The sequence below is a fragment of the Streptomyces sp. GL_148 genome (assembly GCF_057834205.1).
On sequence record NZ_CM174396.1, the window covers coordinates 5,232,150 to 5,256,195 of the forward strand.

Genomic DNA, 24,046 nt, shown 5'->3' on the forward strand with positions numbered 1-24,046 from the left:
AATGCTGGGCCAGGACGTCTCGGCCGAACTGCAGCGCCATGCGATCGAGGCCGCCGGCCTCAGCCGTGCCGAGCTCGACATCACGGACCCGGCCGCCGTCCGGTCCGCCCTCAAGGGCGTCACCCTCGTCGTCAACTGCGCCGGCTGGACCGACGTGGACGGTGCCGAGACGGCCGAGGAGGCCGCTGCCGCCGTGAACGGCGCCGGCGTACGGATCCTCGCCGAGGCCTGTGCCGCGCACGGTGCGCGGCTGCTGCAGATCTCCACCGACTACGTGCTGCCCGGGGACGCTTCGGAGCCCTACGCCGAGGACGCGGCCACCGGGCCGGTGAACGCGTACGGCCGCTCCAAGCTGATCGGCGAGCAGGCCGTGGCCGAACTCCTGCCGCAGGACGGCTACGTGGTCCGCACCGCCTGGCTGTACGGCGAGCACGGCCCCAACTTCGTCTCCACCATGCTCAAGTTGGCCGCCCAACGGGACACCCTGGACGTGGTCGACGACCAACAGGGCCAGCCCACCTGGTCGGTTGCGCTCGCCCAGCGGCTCGTCGAGCTCGGCCGGGCCGCCCTGGACGGCCGGGCCCCCGCGGGCATCTACCACGGCACCGCGAGCGGTGCGACCACCTGGTTCGGGCTGGCGCGCGAGGTCTACCGGCAGTGCGGGCTGGATCCCGAGCGGATCCGTCCGACCACCTCCGGGTCCTTCGTCCGGCCTGCGGTCCGGCCCTCCTTCAGCGTTCTCGCACACGACCGCTGGGCCCGGGTGGGCCTGGCCCCGATGAGCGACTGGCGGGAGCAACTGGCCGACGCCCTCAAGACCCCCGGCTTCACCGCTCTGGCCCGGCCGGCCCGGGACAGCCGGGTGGGTTGAGGACCCCGCGGGACACCACGCTGTGCGCGTGGACGTTGCCTGCGCGCCAGCTTCGCGAAACCCGAACTCGCTACGTTGGGGCGCCTGGGGCCCCGAGATACGGCCGCCGTGAGAGGCCTGGCACGCGTACGTGCCTCGTTCCGTTGGAGCTGCTGCCGTGTCCGAATACGACGATGTCTGGCTGGTCATCCCCGCCTACAACGAGGGCCGAGTGGTCGCCGACGTGGTCGAGGCGGCCCGCAAGACGTTTCCGAACATCGTCGTCGTCGACGACGGCAGCACCGACGACTCGGCCGAACACGTAGCGGCCACCGGCGCCCACCTGGTGCGGCACCCGGTCAACCTCGGTCAGGGCGCCGCCCTGCAGACCGGTCTCACCTACGCACTCTCCCAGCCCGGCGCACAGTACTTCGCGACCTTCGATGCGGACGGCCAGCACCAGACCAAGGACGTCGAGACGATGGTCGCGGTCCTGCGGGCCGGCGACGCCGACGTGGTGCTCGGCTCCCGGTTCATCGAGCGGAACGGCCAGGTGCCGTGGATCAAACAGGTCGTGCTGCGCACGGCCGCCGCGGTCAGCCCCACCGCACGCAAACTGGGGCTCACCGACGCGCACAACGGTCTGCGCGTCCTGGGTCGTGCGGCCGCCGAGCGGCTGAACATCACCATGAACGGCATGGCCCACGCCTCCGAGCTCGTCGGTTTCCTCGCGGGCTCCGACCTGCGCGTCACCGAGATTCCGGTGGACATCCTCTACACCGATTACTCGCGGGCCAAGGGCCAGTCCCTGATCAACGGCGTCAACATCGTTTTTGATATTTCACTGCGGGAGCGTGGGCGTCGATGAAATATTTCTGGATCCAGCTCCTGCTCATCGCCGGTTCGGTTTCCATGGCGCTGATGTTCATTCGGACCTGGAGCCAGGCCACGAACCGGGCCTGGAAGCGAATTGCCTTTTCGGTGTTCGTCGTCGTCAACGTGTACGCGGTGCTCCGCCCGACCGACGTCACCTGGGTCGCCCAGCACCTCGGTGTCGGCCGGGGCACCGACCTGGTGCTCTACGTGATGGTCCTCGCGATGGGCTTCCTCACGCTCAACACCTACCTGCGCTTCCGCTCGCTGGAGCAGAAGATCACCGACCTCGCCCGGACGGTCGCCATCAGCGAAGGCGTCCGGCACAACGACGTCCGGCTCGGTACGCCTGAGGACGCGTCCGGGCCGGTCGGCGCCGGGCCCTCCTCGGCGCGGACGCCGTGAAGGCCTGACGCCCGATGGGGTCCTTCGACTTCATGCTCCCGTACTACGGGGACGTGAGGCAGCTGCAGGACGCCGTCCGCAGCGTCCTGGCCCAGACCGACCCCGACTTCCGGCTCGTCGTGATCGACGACGGCCGGGAGCCGGACGTGCCCGGCTGGTTCGAGGGGCTGGGTGACGCGCGGGTGCGGTACCTCCGCAACGAGCGCAACCTCGGCATCACGAAGAACTTCCAGAAGTGCGTCGAGCTCTCCGAGGCCGACCACGTGGTCATCATGGGCTGCGACGACCTGCTGCACCCGCACTACCTGGAGACCGTGCGCGGGATCCTCGACGCCCACCCCGGCGTCGGCATGGTCCAGCCCGGCGTCGAGGTGATCGACGGCGCGGGCCGGGTCGCGCGCGGCCTGACCGACCTGGCCAAGCAGTGGATGTTCGCCCCACGGCTCAAGGGCCGAGGACCGATGGCCGGTGAGGCGCCGGCCGCCAGCGTGCTGCGCGGGAACTGGCTCTACTTCCCGTCGATCACCTGGCGCGGCCCGGCGCTGCGCCAGGTGAACTTCCGGGACGGCTACTCGGTGGTCCTGGACCTGGCCCTCGTCGTGGACCTGCTCGAAGCCGGCGAGCGGATGGTGATCGACGAGTCCACCACGGTCTTCCAGTACCGCCGGCACGCGGCCAGCGAGTCCTCCGCCCAGGCCCTCTCCGGGACCCGCTTCACCGAGGCCGAGCGCTACTTCTCGGCGGTCGCCGAGCGGATGGAAGCCCGCGGCTGGCCCAGGGCCGCCCGCGCGGCCCGCCTCCACCACGCCTCCCGCCTGCACGCGCTCAGAATGCTGCCCGGCGCACTGTGGCGAGGGCACCGGGCCGGCGTCCGCACGCTGGCCCGGCACGCCTTCACCACCGGACGGAGCTGAGCTCAGTTCTTCTTCGTGCGCTTCAGAGGGTCGTACGCCGAGCACTTGCCGCGAGGCGCGTACTTCGGGCACTTTCCGTTGGGCATTCCCGTCGAGTGCGCCGACCAGGCCAGGGTGCCGAGGGTGTTCTCGGAGGGGGGCCTGGGCATGTAGGCGTCGGCCGTGGACGAGCCGGCCGAGCCGAAGAGGAGCCCGAGCGAGACCAGGACCCCGATCACGGCGGCCCGGGGCCTGCGCCCGGCCGCCCGCAGGGCCTCCCGGCCGGGCAGCCGCGTCTCGTTCGCCCGGATCCACGCCTTGACGCGCTGCACGCCGAGGTACAGGGCCACGCCCGACAGCGCGAGCATGCAGTAGACGATCTGCAGGCTGGTGCGCGGGTACAGCTGAACGGCGCCGTCGCCCGCCATGTGCGAGGCGTACCAGTAGCGCAGCAGGAAGGCGCTGCCGGTGCAGGCCGCCAGGGTCAGCACCAGCGGCTGGCGCAGGCCGAGCGCGATGGCCGCGCCCAGGCCGACGACGAGCAGGATGGTGAAGAGGCCGACGCCGCCGAGTTCGCCGGGCAGCGGCCATCCGAGGGAGCGCAGCGGGCCGGGGAAGGCGGTACCCGACGAGGCGAAGTAGGCCGGGTCGGTGGCGGTGTCGAAGTAGAAGTACGTGTCCCGGGTCGCTCCGCTCGCGCCGAGCAGCCGGAGCATGTAGCGCCCCGCCAGTGCGAGGAAGACGACGGAGGCGGCCGCCAGCGGCAGCAGCGCGTCCAGCAGTGCGCGCTTCCCGCCCGCGCGGGCGCGGCCCGTCAGCACCACGGCGAAGAGGACGACGACGCCGACCGCGGACCACACGAACCAGCCCGCGTACAGCAGGAACAGCGCGGCGAGCAGCGCTCCGATACCGCCACCGATCGCGAGCGAGCGCTTCCGGCCGAGCTGCGAGGACTCCGTCACCACCTGCACCAGCTTGGCCAGCACGGGGATGACGACGATCAGGACGACCGGGGAGTACGGCTTGTACGGCTCGATCAGCGTCAGGGACGCCGTGACACCGATGCCGAGGGCCCACAGCGGGGGCAGCAGCATGCGCCAGGCCAGGTACGCGACCGGGCCGGAGACCGCCAGGAAGCCGATCATCACCCACTTGACGGCGAGCGAGGCGTTGCCGTCGAAGAACAGCTGGGAGACCCACGCCAGCAGGTGCGGGAAGCCGGGCGGGTACTCGGCCAGCAGGGGCACCCCGTCCATGACGTGGAACGCCCACTGCTGCAGGTTCCCGATGTCACCGCCGTACCCGTTGTACGGCCAGCTGGTTCCCCGCAGGGCCACCACACTGCCGCTCGCGGTCACACCGGTGGCCAGGCCGGCCACGGCCGCCGCGCTGATCCGCACCGCCGCACCCGGCAGCCACCGGGACAGGACCAGGTAGAGCACGACGGTCGCGGCCAGCAGGACCAGCAGCCGCAGCTGGATGCCGGCCAGTCCGCTGACCTGCCCGACCCGCTGGATGGGATTCACGGCGAGGCGCTTGCTCAGGACGATGAGCAGCAGTGCTGCGAGAACCGACACGGCCGCCTCGGCGGCCGTGAGGGCGAGGGTGCGCGGTATGCGGCCACTGGAGCCGCTCGGGGCGGCCCGGTGTTCGGCTACCGGGACGGGCGCGGGAGCGGTGACGGTCATGTCCGCGGACTTTACCTCCAGGATGCCGCCCGCCTTGGCGAGCGGTCCCAACGTGAACAGGACGTACCAGAGTTGAAGGCGGGAACCGAAATGTTGGACAAGGTCGGAGTGAACGACACGTCCGCTCCTGAGCGGGTCGGGAAGCCGGCCGGGACCGGGCAACTGCTCGCACTGTGGGCGTCCTTCGTCAGCCGGCGGTGGTTCTGGCCGGTGGCGCTCACGGCCGGATACGCGGCGCAGGTACTGTTCCGCCTCTCCCTGGTGTGGGGCAAGGCCTATCCGGCGGTCCACGCGGACGAGTCCTCGTACCTCGTGCTGGCCCGGGTGCTCGCCGGGCGGACGACCACGGAGATGCCGGTCGGATCGGTCATCCCCGGCGGCTATGCGCTGCTCATCTCCCCGGCCCTGCGGATCGCGGACGATCCGGTCACCGCGTACCAGTTGGTCATGGGCATCAACACGCTGCTCAACGCGCTCGTCTTCCTCCTGGCCTACGCCGCCCTGCGCAGGCTGGACCTGTCCCAGGGCCTCTCGTTCCTGATGGCCACGGCGGCCGCGCTGATGCCGCCCGTGGTCTTCTACTCCGAGTTCGCCATGTCCGACACCGTGCTCCCGGTGGTCCTCCTCGGCTGGCTGACCACGCTGCACGGCTGGCTCAGCGAGGGCGAGGCGCGCCGCCGCACGTGGTACGGGGCGGGGGCCGGTCTGCTGGCCGGCTACTCCATGGCGGTGCACGACCGCGGCGGGGTGGTGGTGGCCCTCACGGCGGCGGTCTTCGTGGGCGCGCTCGTCCTGCGATGGGCGCCGCTGCGCTCCACGCTCGCGGCCTGGGGCGGACTGGCCGTCTCCGTGCTGGGCGCCCGGCTGCTGGCCGCCTGGCTGGAGGCGCAGTTCAAGGACACGCCGCCGAGTTCGGTGGGCACCAAGGTCCTGGACGGCCTGGTCGACCCCGAACTGCTGCGCCGCACGGTGACCCGTACCGTCGGCCAGCTCTGGTACTTCTCCGTCTCGTCCTGGGGCTTCGGCGCGCTCGCCGTCGCCCTGTGCGTGTTCGCGGTGTTCAGCTCCCGCTTCACCCGGGCCTCGCGGGTGGTCTCCTTCGTCATGGTCGCCCTGCTGTGCGGGATCGCGCTCGCCTCGGCCGCGGGACTGCCGGACGACCACGGCCGGATCGACAACTGGATCTACGCCCGCTACCTGGCCCCGCTGGTGCCCGCCTTCTTCGTGGTGGGCGCCCTGGTGCTGGCGCGGGCGCGGGCCGGTGCGCTGCTGCGGCTGGTGATGGGTGCGGTGCTGTTCACCGTGGTCACGGCCGAGTTCGTCGTCCTGGTGGTCGGCAAGGGCCTCCACAGGGTGGGCATCATCCCGTGGGGCATGCCGGACGCGCTGTTCCTGGCCTCGGAGTGGACGAGGCTGCACATGGGGCGCACGCTCGCCGGCGCCCTGCTGGTGTTCGCCGTCTGCGTGCTCTTCCGGCTGGCCGGCGGGCGCCGGGTGGTCTGGGCCGTGGCGGTGTCGCTGGCCCTGTTCGCGGCCTACGCGACGGTCGCGGTCACCTCGAACGTGGCCGAGCCGCACGCGAAGCAGCGCAAGGCCAGTGCCACCGGCTTCACCAAGTCGGCGGACCTCGAGCCGGGCGAGAACCTGGTGATGGACCACAGCGCCGACTGGGACCTGCGGATGGCCCAGGGGTACGAGGTGTACGAGGGCCGGGTCTGGACCAGGGACCTCAGGCACGGTGAGGAGCCGCCGGCCGCCGCGGACGCGGCCGTACTGGGGCTGAACCCGAAGGACGCGAGACCGCAGGACGCCTGGCCGGCGGCGCCCGCGGGCTGGTACGTGGCCGTGGTGGACCAGAGGCACGGATGGGTGCTCTGGCGTTACCGCTGAGGGCCTGCGCAGCGATCCGGACCCGCGGGCCGGGTGATCGAACCCATGGCCGATGGGAAGATCGGCTTCTGCATCGACGACGGTACGGCTGATCGCGGACGTCACTGGCTACTTCGCCAGGTGACAGGGGTCCGCAGGCGGGGGTGGGGGACATGGGGAAGAGGGACGAGAACGGATCGGACGGCCAGGCCGTCTCCGACGAGGACTGGGCGCGGTTCCTGGCGCAGGCCGAGGCGGGCGCGGGGGAGGCGCCGAAAGAGCCGTCCGCCCGGGCGCGCATGGTGACCGCGCGGCTGCGCGAGGAGGAGGCCCGGCGCGGCCCCGGCGGGCCGCCCGCATGGCGGGCCGGCGTCGCCGCGCGGGAGCGGGGGAGGGGCGGGCGCCGGCTCAAGGCGGCGCTGGCCATCGCCGTCGTCGCCGCCCTCGCGCTGATCGCCGTCCGGCCGGAGCTGGTCATGGACAAGGTCACCGGGAAGGACGCGCGGGACGCGAAGGCGGGGCAGCGGCTGCCGGCCGAGACGGCGCGCCCGAGTGGCGCGCCCACCTCGGTGGACCCGGACCGGCCGACGCTCGCGGATCCCTTCCGGGGCTCCCCGGCCCTCCAGTGGGCCGACGGGGCGGCCGGCATCGAGGTGCCGCAGGCGCAGGCCGTCGGCGGCATGAGCAAGGAGAAGGTCGCCGACGCGCTGGCGAAGGTCAAGCAGTTCCTGATCGCGGCCAACCTGGACCCGGCGACCCTGCGCGGGGAGCGCCCGACGGCGGTGCTGGACCTGCTCGATCCCAAGCTGAAGCAGGGCCCGAGCCACCTGGAGCAGTCCCTGGCTGCCCCGAGCGCGGAGAACGACCCGCTGGAACTCCTCACCCGGGCTGACCCGGCCGAACTGAAGCCCGCGGGCGACGTGGTCAAGGTCCGCGGCCGGATGTGGGTGGAGCCCGGCCAGGGGCCGGGCAGGGCCAGCGTGCTGGTCGACTACACGTTCGTGTACCCGTTCATCAAGGCGACGCCCGGCGCGGACGAGGTCAAGCGCACCATCGTGCGGCGCCTGATCACCTTCTCCGTGGCCGACCCGCGCAGGTGGCAGGCCACCGAGGGGAAGCTCTGGCTCGACAGCGTCGACGTGGACCTGGCCAACAGCGCGTGTGACGTCCACGACGGATTCCTGCACCCCGTCTTCGACGCGGACGCCCCCGCCGGGCCCACGCCCTCCGGCACCCCGGTGGACCCGTACGACCGCAGCAAGAGCCCGGAAGCCGGACAGGACGGGGGCTGCGGCGCGATCTCGCGGTCCTGAACGGGCGCTGGACGAGGGACGGGGACCCCCGCCGCGTGGTGCAGTTTGACCACTCAGCGTGGCGGGGTATTCTCTTCCGCCCGATTGGCGCCATACGCGTCTCGTATGGCAGACTACTCAAGTTGCTCGGCCGTGTGCCGATGCTGCGCGCCTCCCGCCGGGAGGACCGGAAGCGAGTCCCACAGTACTCGTCGCCTTACCTGCCTCTCGGGGCAGCAATGGGGCGGACGTACGGGAATCTTCTGGGAAGCGTCAGCACGGTGCCTGCCAGGTACTCGGTGGGTGTTTGCCCCCGATCTGCGGTCTTGGGACCGCGCCCCCTTGGACGAGGGAATTTCCGTATGGGAATTTTCTGTAGAGGGAGCGCGACACGCCCGACCGCGTGGGTCGGAGGAGAGCGGCGGAGCGATCCGCAGCCGGCCGAGGACCAGAGCGTTTCCACAACAGACAGGACTACGGAGTAGCCATGGCGGGACAGAAGATCCGCATCCGGCTCAAGGCCTACGACCACGAGGTCATCGATTCGTCGGCGAAGAAGATCGTCGAGACGGTGACGCGCACTGGTGCGTCGGTCGCGGGCCCGGTGCCGCTGCCCACTGAGAAGAACGTGTACTGCGTCATCAAGTCGCCGCACAAGTACAAGGACTCGCGCGAGCACTTCGAGATGCGCACTCACAAGCGCCTGATCGACATCCTCGACCCGACGCCCAAGACCGTTGACTCGCTGATGCGCCTGGACCTTCCGGCCGGCGTTGACATCGAGATCAAGCTCTGAGAGGCACGGAGAAGATGGCAAAGCAGATCAAGGGCGTCCTGGGCGAGAAGCTCGGCATGACCCAGGTCTGGGACGAGAACAACCGTGTCGTCCCGGTGACCGTGGTCAAGGCCGGGCCCTGCGTTGTTACCCAGGTCCGTAAGAACGAGATCGATGGCTACGAGTCGGTCCAGATCGCCTTCGGCGAGATCGACCCGCGCAAGGTGAACAAGCCCCTCAAGGGTCACTTCGCCAAGGCCGACGTCACCCCCCGCCGCCACCTGGTGGAGCTCCGTACCTCCGACGCCAGCGAGTACACGCTCGGCCAGGAGATCACGGCTGCCGTGTTCGAGTCCGGCGTCAAGGTTGACGTCACGGGCAACAGCAAGGGCAAGGGCTTCGCCGGTGTCATGAAGCGTCACAACTTCAAGGGCCTCGGCGCCGGGCACGGCGTCCAGCGCAAGCACCGCTCCCCCGGTTCGATCGGTGGCTGCGCCACCCCTGGGCGTGTCTTCAAGGGCATGCGCATGGCCGGTCGTATGGGTAACGAGCGCGTCACCACCCAGAACCTGACCATCCACGCGGTTGACGCGGAGAAGGGTCTGCTCCTCATCAAGGGTGCGGTCCCCGGTCCGAACGGCGGCCTCGTCCTGGTCCGTACCGCGGCCAAGGGGGCTTGAGGTAATGAGCACCATTGACATCCTTTCGCCGGCAGGCGACAAGGCCGGTACCGTCGAGCTCCCCGCGGAGATCTTCGACGCGAAGACCAGCGTTCCGCTGATCCACCAGGTCGTTGTCGCTCAGCTGGCTGCTGCCCGTCAGGGCACGCACAAGACCAAGCGTCGTGGCGAAGTCCGTGGTGGTGGCCGCAAGCCGTACCGCCAGAAGGGCACCGGCCGCGCTCGCCAGGGTTCCACCCGCGCTCCGCAGTTCGTTGGCGGTGGCGTCGTCCACGGCCCGCAGCCGCGTGACTACTCGCAGCGGACCCCGAAGAAGATGAAGGCCGCCGCCCTCCGCGGTGCCCTCTCGGACCGTGCGCGTCACTCCCGCATCCACGTCGTCACCGGCGTGGTCGAGGGTGCCGCCTCCACGAAGGCCGCCAAGACGCTGTTCGGCAAGATCTCGGAGCGCAAGAACCTGCTCCTGGTCGTCGAGCGCGCCGACGAGGCTGCGTGGCTGTCCGCCCGCAACCTGCCCCAGGTGCACATCCTGGAGCCGGGCCAGCTGAACACGTACGACGTGATCGTCTCTGACGACGTGGTCTTCACTCAGGCCGCTTTCGAGTCCTTCGTGTCTGGCCCCAAGGCCGATGAGACCGAAGGGAGCGACGCCTGATGTCTGAGGCGACCGTTACCAGCAAGACCTTCACTGACCCGCGCGACCTGCTGATCAAGCCGGTTGTCTCGGAGAAGAGCTACGCGCTGCTGGACGAGAACAAGTACACGTTCATCGTCGCGCCCGGCTCCAACAAGACTCAGATCAAGCAGGCCGTCGAGGCGGTCTTCGGGGTCAAGGTCACCGGGGTCAACACGATCAACCGTCAGGGTAAGCGCAAGCGCACCAAGACCGGTTTCGGCAAGCGCGCTGACACCAAGCGCGCCATCGTGACCCTCGCTGAGGGCGACCGAATCGACATCTTCGGCGGCCAGGCCTCCTAACGGAGGTCTAGTCGTCCGGAATCGGACGAGGACTGAGAAATGGGTATCCGCAAGTACAAGCCGACGACCCCGGGCCGTCGTGGCTCCAGCGTCGCCGACTTTGTCGAGATCACGCGGTCCACGCCGGAGAAGTCGCTGGTCCGCCCCCTGCACAGCAAGGGCGGCCGTAACAACACCGGTCGGATCACGGTTCGACACCAGGGTGGCGGCCACAAGCGCGCCTACCGTGTGATCGACTTCCGTCGTCACGACAAGGACGGCGTGCCGGCCAAGGTCGCGCACATCGAGTACGACCCCAACCGCACTGCGCGCATCGCGCTCCTGCACTACGCCGACGGTGAGAAGCGCTACATCATTGCGCCGAAGAACCTGAAGCAGGGCGACCGGATTGAGAACGGCCCCACGGCCGACATCAAGCCCGGTAACAACCTGGCACTCCGCAACATCCCGGTCGGTACCACGATCCACGCGATCGAGCTCCGTCCCGGTGGCGGCGCCAAGTTCGCCCGCTCCGCTGGTGCCTCCGTGCAGCTGCTGGCGAAGGAGGGCACCATGGCCCACCTTCGTATGCCGTCCGGTGAAATCCGTCTCGTCGACGCGCGCTGCCGCGCGACCGTCGGTGAGGTCGGCAACGCCGAGCAGTCGAACATCAACTGGGGCAAGGCCGGCCGCATGCGCTGGAAGGGCGTTCGCCCCTCCGTCCGCGGTGTCGCGATGAACCCGGTCGACCACCCGCACGGTGGTGGTGAGGGTAAGACCTCCGGTGGTCGTCACCCGGTCTCCCCGTGGGGTCAGAAGGAGGGTCGTACTCGCTCGCCGAAGAAGGCTTCGAGCAAGTACATCGTCCGCCGCCGCAAGACGAACAAGAAGCGCTAGGAGCGGGTTTAGATGCCGCGCAGTCTCAAGAAGGGACCCTTCGTCGACGGACACCTCATCAAGAAGGTGGACGTACAGAACGAAGCCGGTACCAAGAACGTCATCAAGACCTGGTCCCGTCGCTCGATGATCATCCCGGCCATGCTGGGTCACACCATCGCGGTGCACAACGGCAAGATCCACGTCCCGGTGTTCGTCACCGAGTCGATGGTCGGCCACAAGCTCGGCGAGTTCTCGCCGACTCGCACCTTCCGCGGCCACGTCAAGGACGACCGGAAGTCGAAGCGCCGCTAAAGGCGGGGTGGTTACGACTATGACTTACACCGAAGGGACAACCATGGAAGCCAGGGCCCAGGCGCGGTACATCCGCGTCACGCCCATGAAGGCCCGCCGAGTGGTGGACCTTATCCGTGGCATGGATGCCACGGAGGCTCAGGCGGTCCTGCGTTTCGCCCCGCAGGCCGCGAGCGTGCCGGTTGGCAAGGTGCTCGACAGCGCCATTGCCAACGCCGCACACAACTACAACCACCCGGACGCCTCCACGCTGGTCATCAGCGAGGCGTACGTGGACGAGGGCCCGACCCTGAAGCGGTTCCGTCCGCGTGCCCAGGGCCGTGCCTACCGGATCCGCAAGCGGACCAGCCACATCACCGTGGTCGTCAGCAGCAAGGAAGGTTCCCGGTAATGGGCCAGAAGGTAAACCCGCACGGGTTCCGGCTCGGCATCACCACCGACTTCAAGTCGCGTTGGTACGCCGACAAGCTGTACAAGGACTACGTCAAGGAAGACGTCGCCATCCGCAGGATGATGACGTCCGGCATGGAGCGCGCCGGCATCTCGAAGGTTGAGATCGAGCGCACCCGTGACCGCGTGCGTGTGGACATCCACACCGCTCGTCCGGGCATCGTCATCGGCCGCCGTGGCGCCGAGGCCGACCGCATCCGCGGTGACCTCGAGAAGCTCACGGGCAAGCAGGTCCAGCTGAACATCCTCGAGGTCAAGAACCCCGAGGTCGACGCTCAGCTGGTCGCGCAGGCCGTTGCCGAGCAGCTCTCCTCCCGCGTCTCCTTCCGTCGCGCCATGCGTAAGAGCATGCAGGGCACGATGAAGGCCGGCGCCAAGGGCATCAAGATCCAGTGTGGCGGTCGCCTCGGCGGCGCCGAGATGTCCCGCTCCGAGTTCTACCGCGAAGGCCGTGTGCCGCTGCACACCCTCCGCGCGAACGTGGACTACGGCTTCTTCGAGGCCAAGACCACCTTCGGCCGTATCGGTGTGAAGGTCTGGATCTACAAGGGCGACGTCAAGAACATCGCCGAGGTTCGCGCCGAGAACGCTGCGGCCCGTGCGGGTAACCGCCCGGCCCGTGGTGCCGCCGGCGCTAGCGACCGTCCCGCCGGCCGTGGTGGCCGTGGTGGCGAGCGCGGCGGCCGTGGTGGCCGCAAGCCGCAGCAGGCTGCTGGTGCCGAGGCCCCCAAGGCCGACGCTCCCGCCGCCGCTCCGGCTGAGAGCACCGGAACGGAGGCCTGACCGACATGCTGATCCCTCGTAGGGTCAAGCACCGCAAGCAGCACCACCCGAAGCGCCGCGGTATGGCCAAGGGCGGTACTGAGGTCTCGTTCGGCGAGTACGGCATCCAGGCGCTTACCCCCGCCTACGTGACGAACCGCCAGATCGAGGCGGCTCGTATCGCGATGACCCGCCACATCAAGCGTGGCGGCAAGGTCTGGATCAACATTTACCCGGACCGTCCCCTGACGAAGAAGCCTGCCGAGACCCGCATGGGTTCCGGTAAGGGTTCTCCCGAGTGGTGGATCGCGAACGTGCACCCGGGCCGGGTCATGTTCGAGCTGTCCTACCCGAACGAGAAGATTGCTCGTGAGGCGCTCACCCGCGCTGCTCACAAGCTTCCGATGAAGTGCCGGATTGTTCGGCGCGAGGCAGGTGAGTCGTGATGGCGACGGGAACCAAGGCGTCCGAGCTGCGTGAGCTCGGTAACGAGGAGCTCGTTGGCAAGCTGCGCGAGGCCAAGGAAGAGCTGTTCAAGCTGCGCTTCCAGGCGGCCACGGGTCAGCTGGAGAACAACGGCCGGCTCAAGTCCGTCCGTAAGGACATCGCTCGCATCTACACCCTGATGCACGAGCGTGAGCTCGGTATCGAGACGGTGGAGAGCGCCTGATGAGCGAGAAGAACGTGACTGAGACGACTGACCGCGGCTTCCGCAAGACCCGCGAGGGTCTTGTCGTCAGCGACAAGATGGACAAGACCGTCGTCGTCGCTGTCGAGGACCGCGTGAAGCACGCGCTCTACGGCAAGGTCATCCGCCGTACCAACAAGCTCAAGGCGCACGACGAGCAGAACGCTGCCGGCGTCGGCGACCGCGTCCTCATCATGGAGACGCGTCCGCTGTCGGCGAGCAAGCGCTGGCGCATCGTCGAGATCCTCGAGAAGGCCAAGTAATCATCTGAGGCCCTGGGCATCAAGCCCAGGGGCCCCTCAGGTTCGTTCCGCCAGGCTCGGTGGGGGCGGTAGCTCTTCGGAGTGAAACCCCCGCCGGGAACCGGCAGACAAACAGGAGATAGACGTGATCCAGCAGGAGTCGCGACTGCGTGTCGCCGACAACACTGGTGCCAAGGAGATCCTTTGCATCCGTGTTCTCGGTGGCTCCGGGCGCCGCTACGCGGGCATCGGTGACGTCATCGTTGCCACCGTCAAGGACGCGATCCCCGGTGGCAACGTGAAGAAGGGTGACGTCGTCAAGGCGGTCATCGTTCGCACCGTGAAGGAACGCCGCCGCCAGGACGGCTCGTACATCCGCTTCGACGAGAACGCCGCCGTCATTCTGAAGAACGACGGCGACCCTCGTGGCACCCGTATCTTCGGCCCGGTGGGCCGTGAGCTGCGCGAGAAGAAGTTCATGAAGATCATCTCGCTCGCGCCGGAGGTGCTGTAAGCATGAAGATCAAGAAGGGCGACCTGGTTCAGGTCATCACCGGTAAGGACAAGGGCAAGCAGGGCAAGGTCATTCTGGCCATCCCTACTGAGAACCGCGTCCTGGTCGAGGGTGTCAACCGGGTCAAGAAGCACACCAAGGCCGGCCAGACCGCTGGTGGCTCGCAGACCGGTGGCATCGTGATCACCGAGGCGCCGATCCACGTCAGCAACGTTCAGCTGGTTGTGGAGAAGGACGGCCAGAAGGTCGTTACCCGCGTCGGTTTCCGCTTCGACGACGAGGGCAACAAGATCCGCGTTGCCAAGCGGACGGGTGAGGACATCTGATGGCTACCACTCCGCGTCTCAAGACGAAGTACCGCGAGGACATTGCGGGCAAGCTGCGAGAAGAGTTCTCCTACGAGAACGTCATGCAGATCCCCGGCCTCGTGAAGATCGTGGTCAACATGGGTGTGGGCGACGCCGCCCGCGACTCCAAGCTGATCGACGGCGCCATCAAGGACCTGACGACGATCACCGGTCAGAAGCCGGCCGTCACGAAGGCCCGCAAGTCCATCGCGCAGTTCAAGCTGCGCGAGGGTCAGCCGATCGGCTGCCACGTCACCCTCCGTGGTGACCGCATGTGGGAGTTCCTGGACCGTACGCTGTCGCTCGCGCTGCCGCGTATCCGTGACTTCCGTGGTCTGTCGCCGAAGCAGTTCGACGGCCGTGGCAACTACACCTTCGGTCTCACGGAGCAGGTCATGTTCCACGAGATCGACCAGGACAAGATCGACCGTACCCGGGGTATGGACATCACCGTGGTTACCACGGCGACCAACGACGCTGAGGGCCGCGCGCTCCTTCGTCACCTCGGCTTCCCCTTCAAGGAGGCGTAAGCGAGATGGCGAAGAAGGCTCTCATCGCGAAGGCTGCCCGCAAGCCCAAGTTCGGTGTGCGTGCGTACACCCGCTGCCAGCGCTGCGGTCGCCCCCACTCCGTGTACCGCAAGTTCGGCCTGTGCCGCGTCTGCCTTCGTGAGATGGCTCACCGTGGCGAGCTGCCGGGCGTGACCAAGAGCTCCTGGTAATTCCCTCTCGTCCGCAAGGACTTGGGAACTTCCAGGCACTCTCGGTAAGCATCTGGTCGGCGGATGCCCGGCCGCGCATGCCTTAGGCTTGTGTGGTTGGGCGTCCGTCGCCCATAACGACTTACTACGCCGTAGGTCCCCGCGCCGCACCCGTCCCGCCACTGAGTGGGGAGAGGGATGGCGCATACAGGAAACCCCGGCGAGAGAGGCCGAAGGCCACTTCATGACCATGACTGACCCGATCGCAGACATGCTCACGCGTCTGCGTAACGCTAACTCGGCGTACCACGACTCCGTCGTGATGCCGCACAGCAAGATCAAGTCGCACATCGCAGAAATCCTCAAGCAGGAGGGTTTCATCACCGGCTGGAAGGTCGAGGACGCCGAGGTCGGCAAGAACCTCGTCCTCGAGCTGAAGTTCGGCCCGAACCGCGAGCGCTCCATTGCGGGCATCAAGCGGATCTCGAAGCCCGGTCTGCGTGTGTACGCAAAGTCCACCAACCTGCCGAAGGTGCTCGGCGGCCTGGGCGTGGCGATCATCTCCACGTCCCACGGTCTGCTCACCGGCCAGCAGGCAGGCAAGAAGGGCGTAGGTGGGGAAGTCCTCGCCTACGTCTGGTAGTCGGGAACGGAGGAAAAGCAATGTCGCGAATCGGCAAGCTCCCCATCCAGGTTCCCGCCGGTGTGGACGTCACCATCGACGGCCAGGCAGTGGCTGTGAAGGGCCCCAAGGGTTCCCTCGCACTCACCGTCAAGGCGCCGATCGAGATCGTCAAGGGTGAGGATGGCGTTCTGAACGTCACCCGCCCCAACGACGAGCGTCAGAACAAGGCCCTGCACGGCCTGTCCCGCACGCTGGTGGCGAACATGATCACCGGCGTGACCACGGGTTACGTCAAGGCGCTCGAGATCAGCGGTGTCGGTTACCGCGTCGCCGCGAAGGGCTCCAACCTGGAGTTCCAGCTTGGCTACAGCCACCCGATCCTGATCGAGGCGCCCGAGGGCATCTCCTTCAAGGTCGAGTCGCCCACCAAGTTCTCGGTCGAGGGCATCGACAAGCAGAAGGTCGGCGAGGTCGCCGCCAACATCCGCAAGCTGCGGAAGCCCGACCCGTACAAGGCCAAGGGTGTCAAGTACGCCGGCGAAGTCATCCGCCGCAAGGTCGGAAAGGCTGGTAAGTAGCCATGGCATACGGTGTAAAGATCGCCAAGGGCGACGCGTACAAGCGTGCCGCCAAGGCCCGCCGCCACATCCGCATCCGCAAGAACGTCTCGGGTACGGCGGAGCGTCCGCGCCTCGTCGTGACGCGTTCCAACCGCAACATCGTTGCTCAGGTCATCGACGACCTCCAGGGTCACACCCTGGCGTCCGCGTCGACCCTGGACGCTTCGATCCGTGGTGGCGAAGGCGACAAGAGCTCGCAGGCCCAGGCCGTCGGCGCACTCGTCGCCGAGCGTGCCAAGGCCGCGGGTGTCGAGACCGTCGTGTTCGACCGCGGTGGCAACCGATACGCCGGGCGCATTGCCGCTCTGGCTGACGCCGCCCGCGAAGCCGGGCTGAAGTTCTAAGCCCCGTTTTCCGGGACTCACGGACGTAACAGAGAGAGGTAATCCAATGGCTGGACCCCAGCGCCGCGGAAGCGGTGCCGGTGGCGGCGAGCGGCGGGACCGGAAGGGTCGCGACGGTGGCCCTGCCGCCGAGAAGACCGCTTACGTTGAGCGCGTTGTCGCGATCAACCGCGTCGCCAAGGTTGTCAAGGGTGGTCGCCGCTTCAGCTTCACCGCGCTGGTCGTGGTGGGCGACGGTGACGGCACTGTAGGTGTCGGTTACGGCAAGGCCAAGGAAGTTCCCGCGGCCATTGCCAAGGGTGTCGAGGAAGCCAAGAAGTCCTTCTTCAAGGTTCCGCGCATCCAGGGCACCATTCCTCACCCGATCACGGGTGAGCGTGCCGCGGGCGTCGTGCTGCTGAAGCCGGCCGCCCCCGGTACCGGTGTTATCGCCGGTGGCCCGGTGCGCGCCGTTCTGGAGTGCGCCGGCGTTCACGACATCCTGTCGAAGTCGCTTGGTTCTTCCAACGCGATCAACATCGTGCACGCGACCGTGGCGGCCCTCAAGGGCCTGCAGCGTCCCGAGGAGATCGCGGCTCGCCGTGGTCTGCCCCTCGAGGACGTCGCCCCCGCGGCTCTGCTCCGTGCACGTGCTGGGGCGGGTGCGTAATGGCTCGCCTCAAGGTCACGCAGATCAAGTCGTACATCGGCAGCAAGCAGAACCACCGTGACACGCTGCGTTCGCTCGGGCTCAAGCGCCTGAACGACGTCGTCGTCAAGGAGGACCGCCCCGAGTTCCGCGGAATGGTTCACACCGTCCGCCACCTCGTGACGGTTGAGGAGGTTGACTAACATGGCTGAGAGCAGCCCGCTGAAGGCCCACAACCTCCGTCCCGCCCCCGGCGCCAAGACCGCGAAGACCCGTGTCGGTCGTGGTGAGGCGTCGAAGGGTAAGACGGCCGGTCGTGGTACGAAGGGCCAGAAGGCCCGCTACCAGATCCCGCAGCGCTTCGAGGGTGGGCAGATGCCCCTCCACATGCGTCTGCCGAAGCTCAAGGGCTTCAAGAACCCGTTCCGCACCGAGTTCCAGGTCGTGAACCTGGACAAGCTCGGCGCTCTCTACCCCGAGGGTGGAGAAGTCACGGTGGCCGACCTGGTCGCCAAGGGCGCGGTTCGCAAGAACAGCCTCGTCAAGGTCCTGGGCCAGGGCGAGATCTCCGTGGCGCTGCAGGTTTCGGTTGACGCCGTTTCCGGCTCCGCCAAGGAGAAGATTGCCGCCGCTGGTGGCTCTGTGACCGAGCTCGTCTAAGACGACCTCAGTGACAAATAGCTAGAAACCCGACCGGGGATGCCTCACATAAGGGGCATCCCCGGTTGGTCGTTCCATGGAAGGTGCAGACGCCGGTAAGGTGGCCTGCACCTTTGCTTGTACACATTCGTCGATCCCTCAGACCGTCACCTCTGACGCAGTAGCGCGGGGGTCGCAGGAGGCACCGTGCTAACCGCGTTCGCCCGGGCGTTCAAGACGCCCGACCTGCGCAAGAAACTGCTCTTCACGCTCGGCATCATCGTGCTGTTCCGGCTCGGGTCCCACGTCCCCGTACCGGGCGTGAGCTATACGAACGTCCAGATCTGCGTCGATCAGGCGTCCGGCCAGAACGGCGGGCTCTTCGGTCTGGTCAACATGTTCAGTGGCGGTGCCCTGCTGCAGATCACGATCTTCGCGCTCGGCATCATGCCGTACATCACGGCGAGCATCATCTTGCAGCTGCTGACCGTGGTCATCCCGAAGCTGGAGACCCTCAAGAAAGAGGGCCAGGCCGGCACGTCGAAGATCACCCAGTACACGCGCTATCTGACGGTCGCGCTGGCGATCCTGCAGGGCACCGGCCTCGTCGCCACCGCCCGCAGCGGCGCCCTGTTCCAGAACTGCTCGGTCGCCAGTCAGATCGTCCCCGACCGGTCGATCTTCACCACCGTCGTCATGGTGCTCACCATGACCGCCGGTACCTGTGTCGTCATGTGGCTCGGTGAGCTCATCACCGACCGGGGCATCGGCAACGGCATGTCGATCCTGATGTTCATCTCGATCGCCGCGGGCTTCATCGGATCCCTGTGGGCCATCAAGGAGCAGGGCAAGATCGCGGACGGCTGGGTCGAGTTCGGCGTGGTCATGCTGGTCGGCCTCGCGATGGTGGGTCTGGTGGTCTTCGTCGAGCAGGCGCAGCGCCGGATCCCGGTCCAGTACGCGAAGCGCATGATCGGTCGCCGTGCCTACGGCGGTACCTCGACCTACATCCCGCTCAAGGTGAACCAGGCGGGCATCATCCCCGTCATCTTCGCCTCGTCGCTGCTCTACATCCCGGCACTGGTCGTGCAGTTCAGCGGTTCCACCGCAGGCTGGGCCACCTGGATCCAGAAGCACTTCGTCAAGGGCGACCACCCGTACTACATCGCCACCTACTTCCTCCTGATCGTCTTCTTCGCGTTCTTCTACGTGGCGATCTCGTTCAACCCCGAGGAAGTTGCAGACAACATGAAGAAGTATGGTGGGTTCATTCCGGGCATCCGCGCCGGTCGGCCTACCGCCGAGTACCTGAGCTACGTACTCAACCGGATCACCTGGCCGGGGTCGCTGTACCTGGGTCTGATCGCTCTTGTGCCGACGATGGCGTTGGCCGGCTTCGGAGCGAACCAGAACTTCCCGTTCGGCGGGACGAGCATCCTGATCATCGTGGGTGTGGGTCTGGAAACCGTGAAGCAGATCGAGAGCCAGCTCCAACAGCGTAATTACGAAGGGTTCCTCCGCTGATGCGAATCGTCCTCGTCGGCCCGCCCGGTGCGGGCAAGGGAACGCAGGCGACTGTCCTTGCCGAGACCTTGTCGATCCCGCACATCTCCACGGGCGACTTGTTCCGGGCCAACATCAGCCAGAAGACCGAGCTCGGGCAGCGCGCCCAGTCCTACATGTCGAAGGGTGACCTCGTCCCCGACCAGGTCACGATCGACATGGCCAAGGACCGCATGGAGCAGTCGGACGCCGCGAACGGCTTCCTGCTCGACGGCTTCCCGCGCAACGTCTCCCAGGCCGAAGCGTTGGACGAGATCCTCAAGGCCCAGGGCATCAAGCTCGACGCCGTTCTCGACCTGGAGGTCGAGGAGGACGAGGTCGTGAAGCGGATCGCCGGGCGGCGCACCTGCCGCAAGGACAACAAGCACATCTTCCACGTCGACTACGCCGCGCCGAAGGCCGACGGCGTGTGCGACGTGTGCGGTGGCGAGCTCTACCAGCGTGAGGACGACTCCGAGGCCACGGTGCGCAACCGCCTCGACGTCTACCACACGCAGACCGAGCCGATCATCGACTTCTACAAGGCCCAGGGCCTGCTCGTGACGATCCCCGCCCTCGGCGAGGTCAAGGACGTCACGCAGCGCGCGATGGACGCTCTGAAGAAGTAGTAAGAAGCAGTTCACCTGTAGTGCAGCCCCGGCCGCGGTGTCCCATGGACGCCGCGGCCGTACTGTTGAAAGACCCGAATCCGAAGGTGGCAGGTACGTCATGGTCCAGATCAAGACCCCCGAGCAGATCGCGAAGATGCGTGAGGCGGGGCTGGTCGTCGCTGCGATCCACGCGGCGACCCGTGAGGCGGCCGTGCCGGGCGCCACGACGCGGGATCTGGACATGGTGGCCCGCAAGGTCATCGCGGACGCCGGCGCCAAGTCGAACTTCCTCGGGTACGGCGGGTTCCCCGCGACCATCTGCACCTCGGTCAACGAGGTCGTGGTCCACGGCATCCCCGACGACAAGACGGTCCTCAAGGACGGCGACATCATCTCGATCGACGCCGGCGCGATCGTCGACGGCTGGCACGGCGACGCCGCGTACACCGCCTTCGTGGGCTCTGGGCACGCCCCTGAGCTCGTGGAGCTCTCCCGGGTGACCGAAGAGTCCATGTGGGCCGGTATCGCCGCCATGAAGCTCGGCAACCGCCTCGTGGACATCTCGAAGGCGATCGAGACGTACATCAAGCGCCAGCCGCGCCCGACCACGGGTGAGCACAGCCTCGGCAAGTTCGGGATCATCGAGGACTACGGCGGCCACGGCATCGGTTCCGAGATGCACATGGACCCGCACCTGCTGAACTACGTCTCGCGCAAGCGGGGCAAGGGCATCAAGCTCGTCCCGGGCCTGTGCCTGGCGATCGAGCCGATGGTCTCCCTGGGCACCGCCCAGACGGAGGTCCTGGCGGACGACTGGACGGTCATCACCACGGACGGCACCTGGTCCTCGCACTGGGAGCACTCCATCGCCCTGACCGAGGAGGGACCGATCGTCCTGACCTCCCCGGACTGCGGCAAGGCGAAGCTGGCGGAGTACGGCGTGACGACGGCGCCGGACCCGCTCGGCTGAGCCGGGTCGGCCCAGCTGGGCCAACCGGTATGACCAGGATTGATGATCTATCCTGTAGGGCACACTTTCAGGATTCGTCTTTCAGTGGGCCCTGACGTAGACTGACTCGTCGGCTCCTTTGCACCCGCATGTCCTCATGCGAAGGCGGGGAGCTGATCAAGGTAGCCGATTCGAAAGGCGAAGCGTGGCCAAGAAGCAAGGTGCCATCGAAATCGAGGGCACCGTGATCGAGTCCCTCCCGAACGCGATGTTCAAGGTGGAACTCCAGAACGGTCACAAGGTCCTCGCGCACATCAGCGGCAAGATGCGCATGCACTACATCCGCATCCTCCCTGATGACCGGGTTGTCGTGGAGCTCTCTCCGTACGACCTCACGCGTGGCCGGATCGTCTACCGATACAAGTAGATCTTGTCTTCACTCCCGTTCGGACGTCCTGTCCCGACGCGGGTGGTGGCACTGACCCGGAGAACCTCACCAACATGAAGGTCAAGCCGAGCGTCAAGAAGATCTGCGACAAGTGCAAGGTGATCCGCCGTCACGGTCGGGTCATGGTCATCTGCGACAACCTGCGCCACAAGCAGCGCCAGGGCTGACGCACGCCGACCGACCTGCACTACGCAGTTCTTCGCGCGACGTAAGAAAACGTACATACGCAGAACCCGCCCAGTCCTGACCAGGACCGGCGGCACCTCCGGCGGGGGCCGGGGACCCGGGCGTACCACCACCCAGCAGGTGTGGTCGGCGGTCGGGGTTCGGTTCTGCGGAAGACCCCCGAACACACAGGAGCCATTGAATGGCACGCGTTTCCGGTGTTGACATCCCGCGCGAAAAGCGTGTGGAGATCGCACTTACCTACGTCTTCGGTGTCGGTCGCACCCGGTCCAAGGAAATCCTTGCGGCCACCGGTGTGAACCCCGACACCCGCGTTCGTGACCTGGCCGAAGAGGACCTGGTCAAGATCCGCGAGTACGTGGACGCCAACCTCCGCACCGAGGGTGACCTCCGCCGCGAGATCCAGGCCGACATCCGTCGCAAGGTCGAGATCCAGTGCTACCAGGGTGTTCGCCACCGTCGTGGCCTGCCCGTGCACGGTCAGCGCACCAGCACGAACGCCCGTACCCGCAAGGGTCCGCGTCGCGCGATCGCCGGTAAGAAGAAGCCGGGCAAGAAGTAGTCCTGTTCAGCGGTCTTGCGCTGTAGGACCGACCACCTCCCGTAGGAGATTTAGATGCCCCCCAAGGGTCGTCAGGGCGCTGCCAAGAAGGTGCGCCGCAAGGAAAAGAAGAACGTCGCTCATGGGCACGCCCACATCAAGAGCACGTTCAACAACACCATCGTTTCGATCACGGACCCCGCGGGCAACGTGATCTCTTGGGCCTCCGCCGGCCACGTCGGCTTCAAGGGCTCGCGCAAGTCCACCCCCTTCGCCGCGCAGATGGCCGCCGAGTCGGCCGCCCGTCGCGCGCAGGAGCACGGCATGCGCAAGGTCGACGTCTTCGTCAAGGGTCCCGGCTCCGGCCGTGAGACCGCGATCCGCTCCCTGCAGGCCACTGGCCTGGAGGTCGGCTCGATCCAGGACGTCACCCCCACCCCGCACAACGGCTGCCGTCCGCCGAAGCGCCGCCGCGTCTGATCCGGGGCGGTGCGATCCGCGCCGCCGCGCATGACGTAGTGGACGCGCTTGTGCGTCTTTGAGTGTTCGGGCGGTACGAACCCCTCGCGGGGGACGTGCCGCCCGTACCCTTGTAAGTCGCAGCCCCGTGCTGCACTCCGTCGGGCGTCAAATAGTGGGCGTCCACGAATGAAGGAATCCACATGCTTATCGCTCAGCGCCCCTCGCTGACCGAAGAGGTCGTAGACGAGTACCGCTCGCGGTTCGTGATCGAGCCGCTCGAGCCGGGCTTCGGCTACACCCTCGGCAACTCGCTCCGCCGCACGCTCCTGTCCTCGATCCCGGGTGCCGCTGTCACCAGCATCCGCGTGGACGGCGTCCTGCACGAGTTCACCACCGTGCCGGGCGTCAAGGAAGACGTCACCGACATCATCCTCAACATCAAGCAGCTGGTCGTCTCCTCGGAGCACGACGAGCCGGTCGTGATGTACCTGCGCAAGCAGGGTCCCGGCCTGGTCACCGCTGCCGACATCGCGCCCCCGGCCGGTGTCGAGGTGCACAACGCGGACCTGGTCCTCGCCACGCTCAACGGCAAGGGCAAGCTGGAGATGGAGCTGACCGTCGAGCGCGGTCGCGGCTACGTCTCCTCCGTCCAGAACAAGCAGCTGGGCCAGGAGATCGGTCGCATCCCGATCGACTCCATCTACAGCCCGGTCCTCAAGGTCACCTACAAGGTCGAGGCGACCCGAGTCGAGCAGCGCACCGACTTCGACAAGCTGATCGTCGACGTCGAGACCAAGCAGGCCATGCGCCCGCGCGACGCCATGGCGTCCGCCGGTAAGACCCTGGTCGAGCTGTTCGGTCTGGCGCGCGAGCTCAACATCGACGCCGAGGGCATCGACATGGGCCCCTCGCCGACGGACGCGGCGCTCGCCGCTGATCTCGCCCTGCCGATCGAGGAGCTCGAGCTCACCGTTCGGTCGTACAACTGCCTCAAGCGCGAGGGCATCCACTCCGTGGGTGAGCTCGTCGCCCGCTCCGAGGCCGACCTGCTCGACATCCGCAACTTCGGTGCGAAGTCGATCGACGAGGTCAAGGCGAAGCTGGCCGGCATGGGCCTGGCCCTCAAGGACAGCCCGCCCGGATTCGACCCGACCGCCGCTGCCGACGCCTTCGGCGCCGACGACGACGCGGACGCCGGTTTCGTCGAGACCGAGCAGTACTAAGCAGCACGAAGACTTTCCCGCGGCATCCGCCTCGGGGGAACTGACACCGGTA

The 24,046-nt window shown here is 67.3% G+C and carries 36 protein-coding genes; 35 read left to right on the forward strand and 1 reads right to left on the reverse strand.

The features are described 5' to 3' along the window. The first annotated feature begins 1 nt into the window (after position 1). From rfbD to AC3IYI_RS24240, 4 genes are all read left to right on the forward strand, one after another. Entirely contained in the window at positions 2 to 871 is an 870-nt protein-coding gene (gene rfbD, locus AC3IYI_RS24225; protein WP_489411642.1) for a dTDP-4-dehydrorhamnose reductase, read from the forward strand. 157 nt (positions 872 to 1,028) lie between these two features. Continuing rightward, positions 1,029 to 1,718, forward strand: a complete 690-nt coding sequence (locus AC3IYI_RS24230; protein ID WP_489405738.1) for a glycosyltransferase family 2 protein — start codon at positions 1,029 to 1,031, stop codon at positions 1,716 to 1,718. Beyond that, positions 1,715 to 2,128 carry a DUF2304 domain-containing protein gene (locus tag AC3IYI_RS24235; RefSeq protein ID WP_489405739.1) on the forward strand — a complete coding sequence of 138 codons (414 nt, stop codon included), beginning with the start codon at positions 1,715 to 1,717 and terminating at the stop codon, positions 2,126 to 2,128. Before AC3IYI_RS24230 ends, AC3IYI_RS24235 begins: the two co-directional genes overlap by 4 nt. 14 nt (positions 2,129 to 2,142) lie before the next feature. Further along, a complete protein-coding gene (locus AC3IYI_RS24240) occupies positions 2,143 to 3,042 on the forward strand; it encodes a glycosyltransferase family 2 protein (RefSeq protein ID WP_489405740.1) in 900 nt (299 codons plus the stop codon). Positions 3,043 to 3,044: 2 nt separating this feature from the next. On the opposite strand, the gene AC3IYI_RS24245 is transcribed toward AC3IYI_RS24240, so the two are convergent. After that, positions 3,045 to 4,709, reverse strand: coding sequence for a hypothetical protein (locus AC3IYI_RS24245; protein WP_489405741.1), 1,665 nt, complete (start codon positions 4,707 to 4,709; stop codon positions 3,045 to 3,047). Positions 4,710 to 4,799: 90 nt separating this feature from the next. Between AC3IYI_RS24245 and AC3IYI_RS24250 the strand changes: the two genes are divergently transcribed. The 31 genes from AC3IYI_RS24250 (at position 4,800) to AC3IYI_RS24400 (ending at position 23,994) form a co-directional block, all read left to right on the forward strand. Then, on the forward strand, positions 4,800 to 6,599 hold the full coding sequence (locus AC3IYI_RS24250) for a hypothetical protein (RefSeq protein ID WP_489405742.1): 1,800 nt from the start codon (positions 4,800 to 4,802) through the stop codon (positions 6,597 to 6,599). Between the two features lie 152 nt (positions 6,600 to 6,751). Next, positions 6,752 to 7,891: a hypothetical protein gene (locus AC3IYI_RS24255; protein ID WP_489405743.1), complete on the forward strand. Its 1,140-nt coding sequence runs from the start codon at positions 6,752 to 6,754 to the stop codon at positions 7,889 to 7,891. Between the two features lie 466 nt (positions 7,892 to 8,357). Then, positions 8,358 to 8,666 (forward strand): 30S ribosomal protein S10, encoded by a 309-nt coding sequence (gene rpsJ, locus AC3IYI_RS24260; RefSeq protein WP_003948644.1) that lies wholly within the window; start codon positions 8,358 to 8,360, stop codon positions 8,664 to 8,666. Positions 8,667 to 8,680: 14 nt separating this feature from the next. Continuing rightward, the gene (gene rplC / locus AC3IYI_RS24265; RefSeq protein ID WP_112447750.1) at positions 8,681 to 9,325 is read left to right on the forward strand and encodes a 50S ribosomal protein L3; all 645 of its coding nucleotides are present in this window, start codon (positions 8,681 to 8,683) and stop codon (positions 9,323 to 9,325) included. Positions 9,326 to 9,329: 4 nt separating this feature from the next. Further along, entirely contained in the window at positions 9,330 to 9,980 is a 651-nt protein-coding gene (gene rplD / locus AC3IYI_RS24270; RefSeq protein ID WP_030008466.1) for a 50S ribosomal protein L4, read from the forward strand. After that, complete coding sequence (gene rplW / locus AC3IYI_RS24275) at positions 9,980 to 10,303, forward strand: 50S ribosomal protein L23 (protein ID WP_030154694.1); 324 nt, start codon at positions 9,980 to 9,982, stop codon at positions 10,301 to 10,303. The genes rplD and rplW overlap by 1 nt, the downstream gene beginning before the upstream one ends. Positions 10,304 to 10,342: 39 nt before the next feature. Beyond that, positions 10,343 to 11,179, forward strand: coding sequence for a 50S ribosomal protein L2 (gene rplB, locus AC3IYI_RS24280; protein WP_112447748.1), 837 nt, complete (start codon positions 10,343 to 10,345; stop codon positions 11,177 to 11,179). 12 nt (positions 11,180 to 11,191) lie between these two features. Next, on the forward strand, positions 11,192 to 11,473 hold the full coding sequence (rpsS, locus tag AC3IYI_RS24285; RefSeq protein ID WP_023539342.1) for a 30S ribosomal protein S19: 282 nt from the start codon (positions 11,192 to 11,194) through the stop codon (positions 11,471 to 11,473). A gap of 43 nt (positions 11,474 to 11,516) precedes the next feature. Further along, positions 11,517 to 11,864 carry a 50S ribosomal protein L22 gene (rplV, locus tag AC3IYI_RS24290; RefSeq protein ID WP_007265904.1) on the forward strand — a complete coding sequence of 116 codons (348 nt, stop codon included), beginning with the start codon at positions 11,517 to 11,519 and terminating at the stop codon, positions 11,862 to 11,864. Continuing rightward, on the forward strand, positions 11,864 to 12,706 hold the full coding sequence (rpsC, locus tag AC3IYI_RS24295) for a 30S ribosomal protein S3 (RefSeq protein ID WP_422524229.1): 843 nt from the start codon (positions 11,864 to 11,866) through the stop codon (positions 12,704 to 12,706). Before rplV ends, rpsC begins: the two co-directional genes overlap by 1 nt. A 5-nt stretch (positions 12,707 to 12,711) precedes the next feature. Next, complete coding sequence (gene rplP, locus AC3IYI_RS24300; RefSeq protein WP_030026326.1) at positions 12,712 to 13,131, forward strand: 50S ribosomal protein L16; 420 nt, start codon at positions 12,712 to 12,714, stop codon at positions 13,129 to 13,131. Continuing rightward, positions 13,131 to 13,355: a 50S ribosomal protein L29 gene (gene rpmC / locus AC3IYI_RS24305; protein WP_008739703.1), complete on the forward strand. Its 225-nt coding sequence runs from the start codon at positions 13,131 to 13,133 to the stop codon at positions 13,353 to 13,355. Before rplP ends, rpmC begins: the two co-directional genes overlap by 1 nt. Beyond that, positions 13,355 to 13,636 carry a 30S ribosomal protein S17 gene (gene rpsQ / locus AC3IYI_RS24310; RefSeq protein ID WP_243333368.1) on the forward strand — a complete coding sequence of 94 codons (282 nt, stop codon included), beginning with the start codon at positions 13,355 to 13,357 and terminating at the stop codon, positions 13,634 to 13,636. Before rpmC ends, rpsQ begins: the two co-directional genes overlap by 1 nt. A 124-nt stretch (positions 13,637 to 13,760) precedes the next feature. Next, complete coding sequence (gene rplN / locus AC3IYI_RS24315) at positions 13,761 to 14,129, forward strand: 50S ribosomal protein L14 (RefSeq protein WP_003956455.1); 369 nt, start codon at positions 13,761 to 13,763, stop codon at positions 14,127 to 14,129. A 2-nt stretch (positions 14,130 to 14,131) separates the two neighbouring features. Further along, positions 14,132 to 14,455 carry a 50S ribosomal protein L24 gene (gene rplX, locus AC3IYI_RS24320; protein WP_215023444.1) on the forward strand — a complete coding sequence of 108 codons (324 nt, stop codon included), beginning with the start codon at positions 14,132 to 14,134 and terminating at the stop codon, positions 14,453 to 14,455. After that, positions 14,455 to 15,006: a 50S ribosomal protein L5 gene (gene rplE / locus AC3IYI_RS24325; RefSeq protein ID WP_030008469.1), complete on the forward strand. Its 552-nt coding sequence runs from the start codon at positions 14,455 to 14,457 to the stop codon at positions 15,004 to 15,006. The genes rplX and rplE overlap by 1 nt, the downstream gene beginning before the upstream one ends. A 5-nt stretch (positions 15,007 to 15,011) precedes the next feature. After that, on the forward strand, positions 15,012 to 15,197 hold the full coding sequence (locus AC3IYI_RS24330) for a type Z 30S ribosomal protein S14 (RefSeq protein WP_003956452.1): 186 nt from the start codon (positions 15,012 to 15,014) through the stop codon (positions 15,195 to 15,197). Positions 15,198 to 15,420: 223 nt separating this feature from the next. Next, positions 15,421 to 15,819 (forward strand): 30S ribosomal protein S8, encoded by a 399-nt coding sequence (gene rpsH / locus AC3IYI_RS24335; protein ID WP_008739698.1) that lies wholly within the window; start codon positions 15,421 to 15,423, stop codon positions 15,817 to 15,819. Positions 15,820 to 15,839: 20 nt separating this feature from the next. Then, positions 15,840 to 16,379, forward strand: a complete 540-nt coding sequence (gene rplF / locus AC3IYI_RS24340) for a 50S ribosomal protein L6 (protein ID WP_243333369.1) — start codon at positions 15,840 to 15,842, stop codon at positions 16,377 to 16,379. A gap of 2 nt (positions 16,380 to 16,381) precedes the next feature. Further along, positions 16,382 to 16,765, forward strand: coding sequence for a 50S ribosomal protein L18 (gene rplR / locus AC3IYI_RS24345; RefSeq protein WP_030008471.1), 384 nt, complete (start codon positions 16,382 to 16,384; stop codon positions 16,763 to 16,765). 46 nt (positions 16,766 to 16,811) lie between these two features. Then, positions 16,812 to 17,414 carry a 30S ribosomal protein S5 gene (gene rpsE / locus AC3IYI_RS24350; protein ID WP_008739695.1) on the forward strand — a complete coding sequence of 201 codons (603 nt, stop codon included), beginning with the start codon at positions 16,812 to 16,814 and terminating at the stop codon, positions 17,412 to 17,414. Next, positions 17,414 to 17,596: a 50S ribosomal protein L30 gene (gene rpmD / locus AC3IYI_RS24355; protein WP_112447741.1), complete on the forward strand. Its 183-nt coding sequence runs from the start codon at positions 17,414 to 17,416 to the stop codon at positions 17,594 to 17,596. The genes rpsE and rpmD overlap by 1 nt, the downstream gene beginning before the upstream one ends. Before the next feature lies 1 nt (position 17,597). Continuing rightward, a complete protein-coding gene (gene rplO, locus AC3IYI_RS24360; RefSeq protein WP_243333371.1) occupies positions 17,598 to 18,053 on the forward strand; it encodes a 50S ribosomal protein L15 in 456 nt (151 codons plus the stop codon). Between the two features lie 186 nt (positions 18,054 to 18,239). Beyond that, a complete protein-coding gene (gene secY, locus AC3IYI_RS24365; RefSeq protein WP_243333373.1) occupies positions 18,240 to 19,556 on the forward strand; it encodes a preprotein translocase subunit SecY in 1,317 nt (438 codons plus the stop codon). After that, positions 19,556 to 20,203, forward strand: coding sequence for an adenylate kinase (locus AC3IYI_RS24370; protein ID WP_489405744.1), 648 nt, complete (start codon positions 19,556 to 19,558; stop codon positions 20,201 to 20,203). Before secY ends, AC3IYI_RS24370 begins: the two co-directional genes overlap by 1 nt. Positions 20,204 to 20,303: 100 nt before the next feature. Then, positions 20,304 to 21,155 (forward strand): type I methionyl aminopeptidase, encoded by an 852-nt coding sequence (gene map, locus AC3IYI_RS24375; protein WP_250751465.1) that lies wholly within the window; start codon positions 20,304 to 20,306, stop codon positions 21,153 to 21,155. Between the two features lie 184 nt (positions 21,156 to 21,339). Further along, a complete protein-coding gene (gene infA / locus AC3IYI_RS24380; protein ID WP_003956442.1) occupies positions 21,340 to 21,561 on the forward strand; it encodes a translation initiation factor IF-1 in 222 nt (73 codons plus the stop codon). 74 nt (positions 21,562 to 21,635) lie between these two features. Beyond that, positions 21,636 to 21,749, forward strand: coding sequence for a 50S ribosomal protein L36 (gene rpmJ / locus AC3IYI_RS24385; RefSeq protein ID WP_003956441.1), 114 nt, complete (start codon positions 21,636 to 21,638; stop codon positions 21,747 to 21,749). A 200-nt stretch (positions 21,750 to 21,949) separates the two neighbouring features. Continuing rightward, positions 21,950 to 22,330, forward strand: coding sequence for a 30S ribosomal protein S13 (gene rpsM / locus AC3IYI_RS24390; protein ID WP_053682609.1), 381 nt, complete (start codon positions 21,950 to 21,952; stop codon positions 22,328 to 22,330). A 54-nt stretch (positions 22,331 to 22,384) separates the two neighbouring features. Beyond that, positions 22,385 to 22,789, forward strand: a complete 405-nt coding sequence (gene rpsK, locus AC3IYI_RS24395) for a 30S ribosomal protein S11 (RefSeq protein WP_006376016.1) — start codon at positions 22,385 to 22,387, stop codon at positions 22,787 to 22,789. Between the two features lie 182 nt (positions 22,790 to 22,971). Next, positions 22,972 to 23,994, forward strand: coding sequence for a DNA-directed RNA polymerase subunit alpha (locus tag AC3IYI_RS24400; protein WP_422524233.1), 1,023 nt, complete (start codon positions 22,972 to 22,974; stop codon positions 23,992 to 23,994). Positions 23,995 to 24,046 lie beyond the last annotated feature (52 nt).

Coding starts and splice junctions, on each gene's coding strand:
- rfbD (WP_489411642.1), top strand. CDS start 2: ATGCTGGGCCAGGACGTCTCGGCCGAACTGCAGCGCCATGCGATCGAG.
- AC3IYI_RS24235 (WP_489405739.1), top strand. CDS start 1,715: ATGAAATATTTCTGGATCCAGCTCCTGCTCATCGCCGGTTCGGTTTCC.
- AC3IYI_RS24240 (WP_489405740.1), top strand. CDS start 2,143: ATGGGGTCCTTCGACTTCATGCTCCCGTACTACGGGGACGTGAGGCAG.
- AC3IYI_RS24245 (WP_489405741.1), bottom strand. CDS start 4,709: ATGACCGTCACCGCTCCCGCGCCCGTCCCGGTAGCCGAACACCGGGCC.
- AC3IYI_RS24250 (WP_489405742.1), top strand. CDS start 4,800: ATGTTGGACAAGGTCGGAGTGAACGACACGTCCGCTCCTGAGCGGGTC.
- AC3IYI_RS24255 (WP_489405743.1), top strand. CDS start 6,752: ATGGGGAAGAGGGACGAGAACGGATCGGACGGCCAGGCCGTCTCCGAC.
- rpsJ (WP_003948644.1), top strand. CDS start 8,358: ATGGCGGGACAGAAGATCCGCATCCGGCTCAAGGCCTACGACCACGAG.
- rplC (WP_112447750.1), top strand. CDS start 8,681: ATGGCAAAGCAGATCAAGGGCGTCCTGGGCGAGAAGCTCGGCATGACC.
- rplD (WP_030008466.1), top strand. CDS start 9,330: ATGAGCACCATTGACATCCTTTCGCCGGCAGGCGACAAGGCCGGTACC.
- rplW (WP_030154694.1), top strand. CDS start 9,980: ATGTCTGAGGCGACCGTTACCAGCAAGACCTTCACTGACCCGCGCGAC.
- rplB (WP_112447748.1), top strand. CDS start 10,343: ATGGGTATCCGCAAGTACAAGCCGACGACCCCGGGCCGTCGTGGCTCC.
- rpsS (WP_023539342.1), top strand. CDS start 11,192: ATGCCGCGCAGTCTCAAGAAGGGACCCTTCGTCGACGGACACCTCATC.
- rplV (WP_007265904.1), top strand. CDS start 11,517: ATGGAAGCCAGGGCCCAGGCGCGGTACATCCGCGTCACGCCCATGAAG.
- rpsC (WP_422524229.1), top strand. CDS start 11,864: ATGGGCCAGAAGGTAAACCCGCACGGGTTCCGGCTCGGCATCACCACC.
- rplP (WP_030026326.1), top strand. CDS start 12,712: ATGCTGATCCCTCGTAGGGTCAAGCACCGCAAGCAGCACCACCCGAAG.
- rpmC (WP_008739703.1), top strand. CDS start 13,131: ATGGCGACGGGAACCAAGGCGTCCGAGCTGCGTGAGCTCGGTAACGAG.
- rpsQ (WP_243333368.1), top strand. CDS start 13,355: ATGAGCGAGAAGAACGTGACTGAGACGACTGACCGCGGCTTCCGCAAG.
- rplX (WP_215023444.1), top strand. CDS start 14,132: ATGAAGATCAAGAAGGGCGACCTGGTTCAGGTCATCACCGGTAAGGAC.
- rplE (WP_030008469.1), top strand. CDS start 14,455: ATGGCTACCACTCCGCGTCTCAAGACGAAGTACCGCGAGGACATTGCG.
- AC3IYI_RS24330 (WP_003956452.1), top strand. CDS start 15,012: ATGGCGAAGAAGGCTCTCATCGCGAAGGCTGCCCGCAAGCCCAAGTTC.
- rpsH (WP_008739698.1), top strand. CDS start 15,421: ATGACCATGACTGACCCGATCGCAGACATGCTCACGCGTCTGCGTAAC.
- rplF (WP_243333369.1), top strand. CDS start 15,840: ATGTCGCGAATCGGCAAGCTCCCCATCCAGGTTCCCGCCGGTGTGGAC.
- rplR (WP_030008471.1), top strand. CDS start 16,382: ATGGCATACGGTGTAAAGATCGCCAAGGGCGACGCGTACAAGCGTGCC.
- rpsE (WP_008739695.1), top strand. CDS start 16,812: ATGGCTGGACCCCAGCGCCGCGGAAGCGGTGCCGGTGGCGGCGAGCGG.
- rpmD (WP_112447741.1), top strand. CDS start 17,414: ATGGCTCGCCTCAAGGTCACGCAGATCAAGTCGTACATCGGCAGCAAG.
- rplO (WP_243333371.1), top strand. CDS start 17,598: ATGGCTGAGAGCAGCCCGCTGAAGGCCCACAACCTCCGTCCCGCCCCC.
- AC3IYI_RS24370 (WP_489405744.1), top strand. CDS start 19,556: ATGCGAATCGTCCTCGTCGGCCCGCCCGGTGCGGGCAAGGGAACGCAG.
- map (WP_250751465.1), top strand. CDS start 20,304: ATGGTCCAGATCAAGACCCCCGAGCAGATCGCGAAGATGCGTGAGGCG.
- rpmJ (WP_003956441.1), top strand. CDS start 21,636: ATGAAGGTCAAGCCGAGCGTCAAGAAGATCTGCGACAAGTGCAAGGTG.
- rpsM (WP_053682609.1), top strand. CDS start 21,950: ATGGCACGCGTTTCCGGTGTTGACATCCCGCGCGAAAAGCGTGTGGAG.
- rpsK (WP_006376016.1), top strand. CDS start 22,385: ATGCCCCCCAAGGGTCGTCAGGGCGCTGCCAAGAAGGTGCGCCGCAAG.
- AC3IYI_RS24400 (WP_422524233.1), top strand. CDS start 22,972: ATGCTTATCGCTCAGCGCCCCTCGCTGACCGAAGAGGTCGTAGACGAG.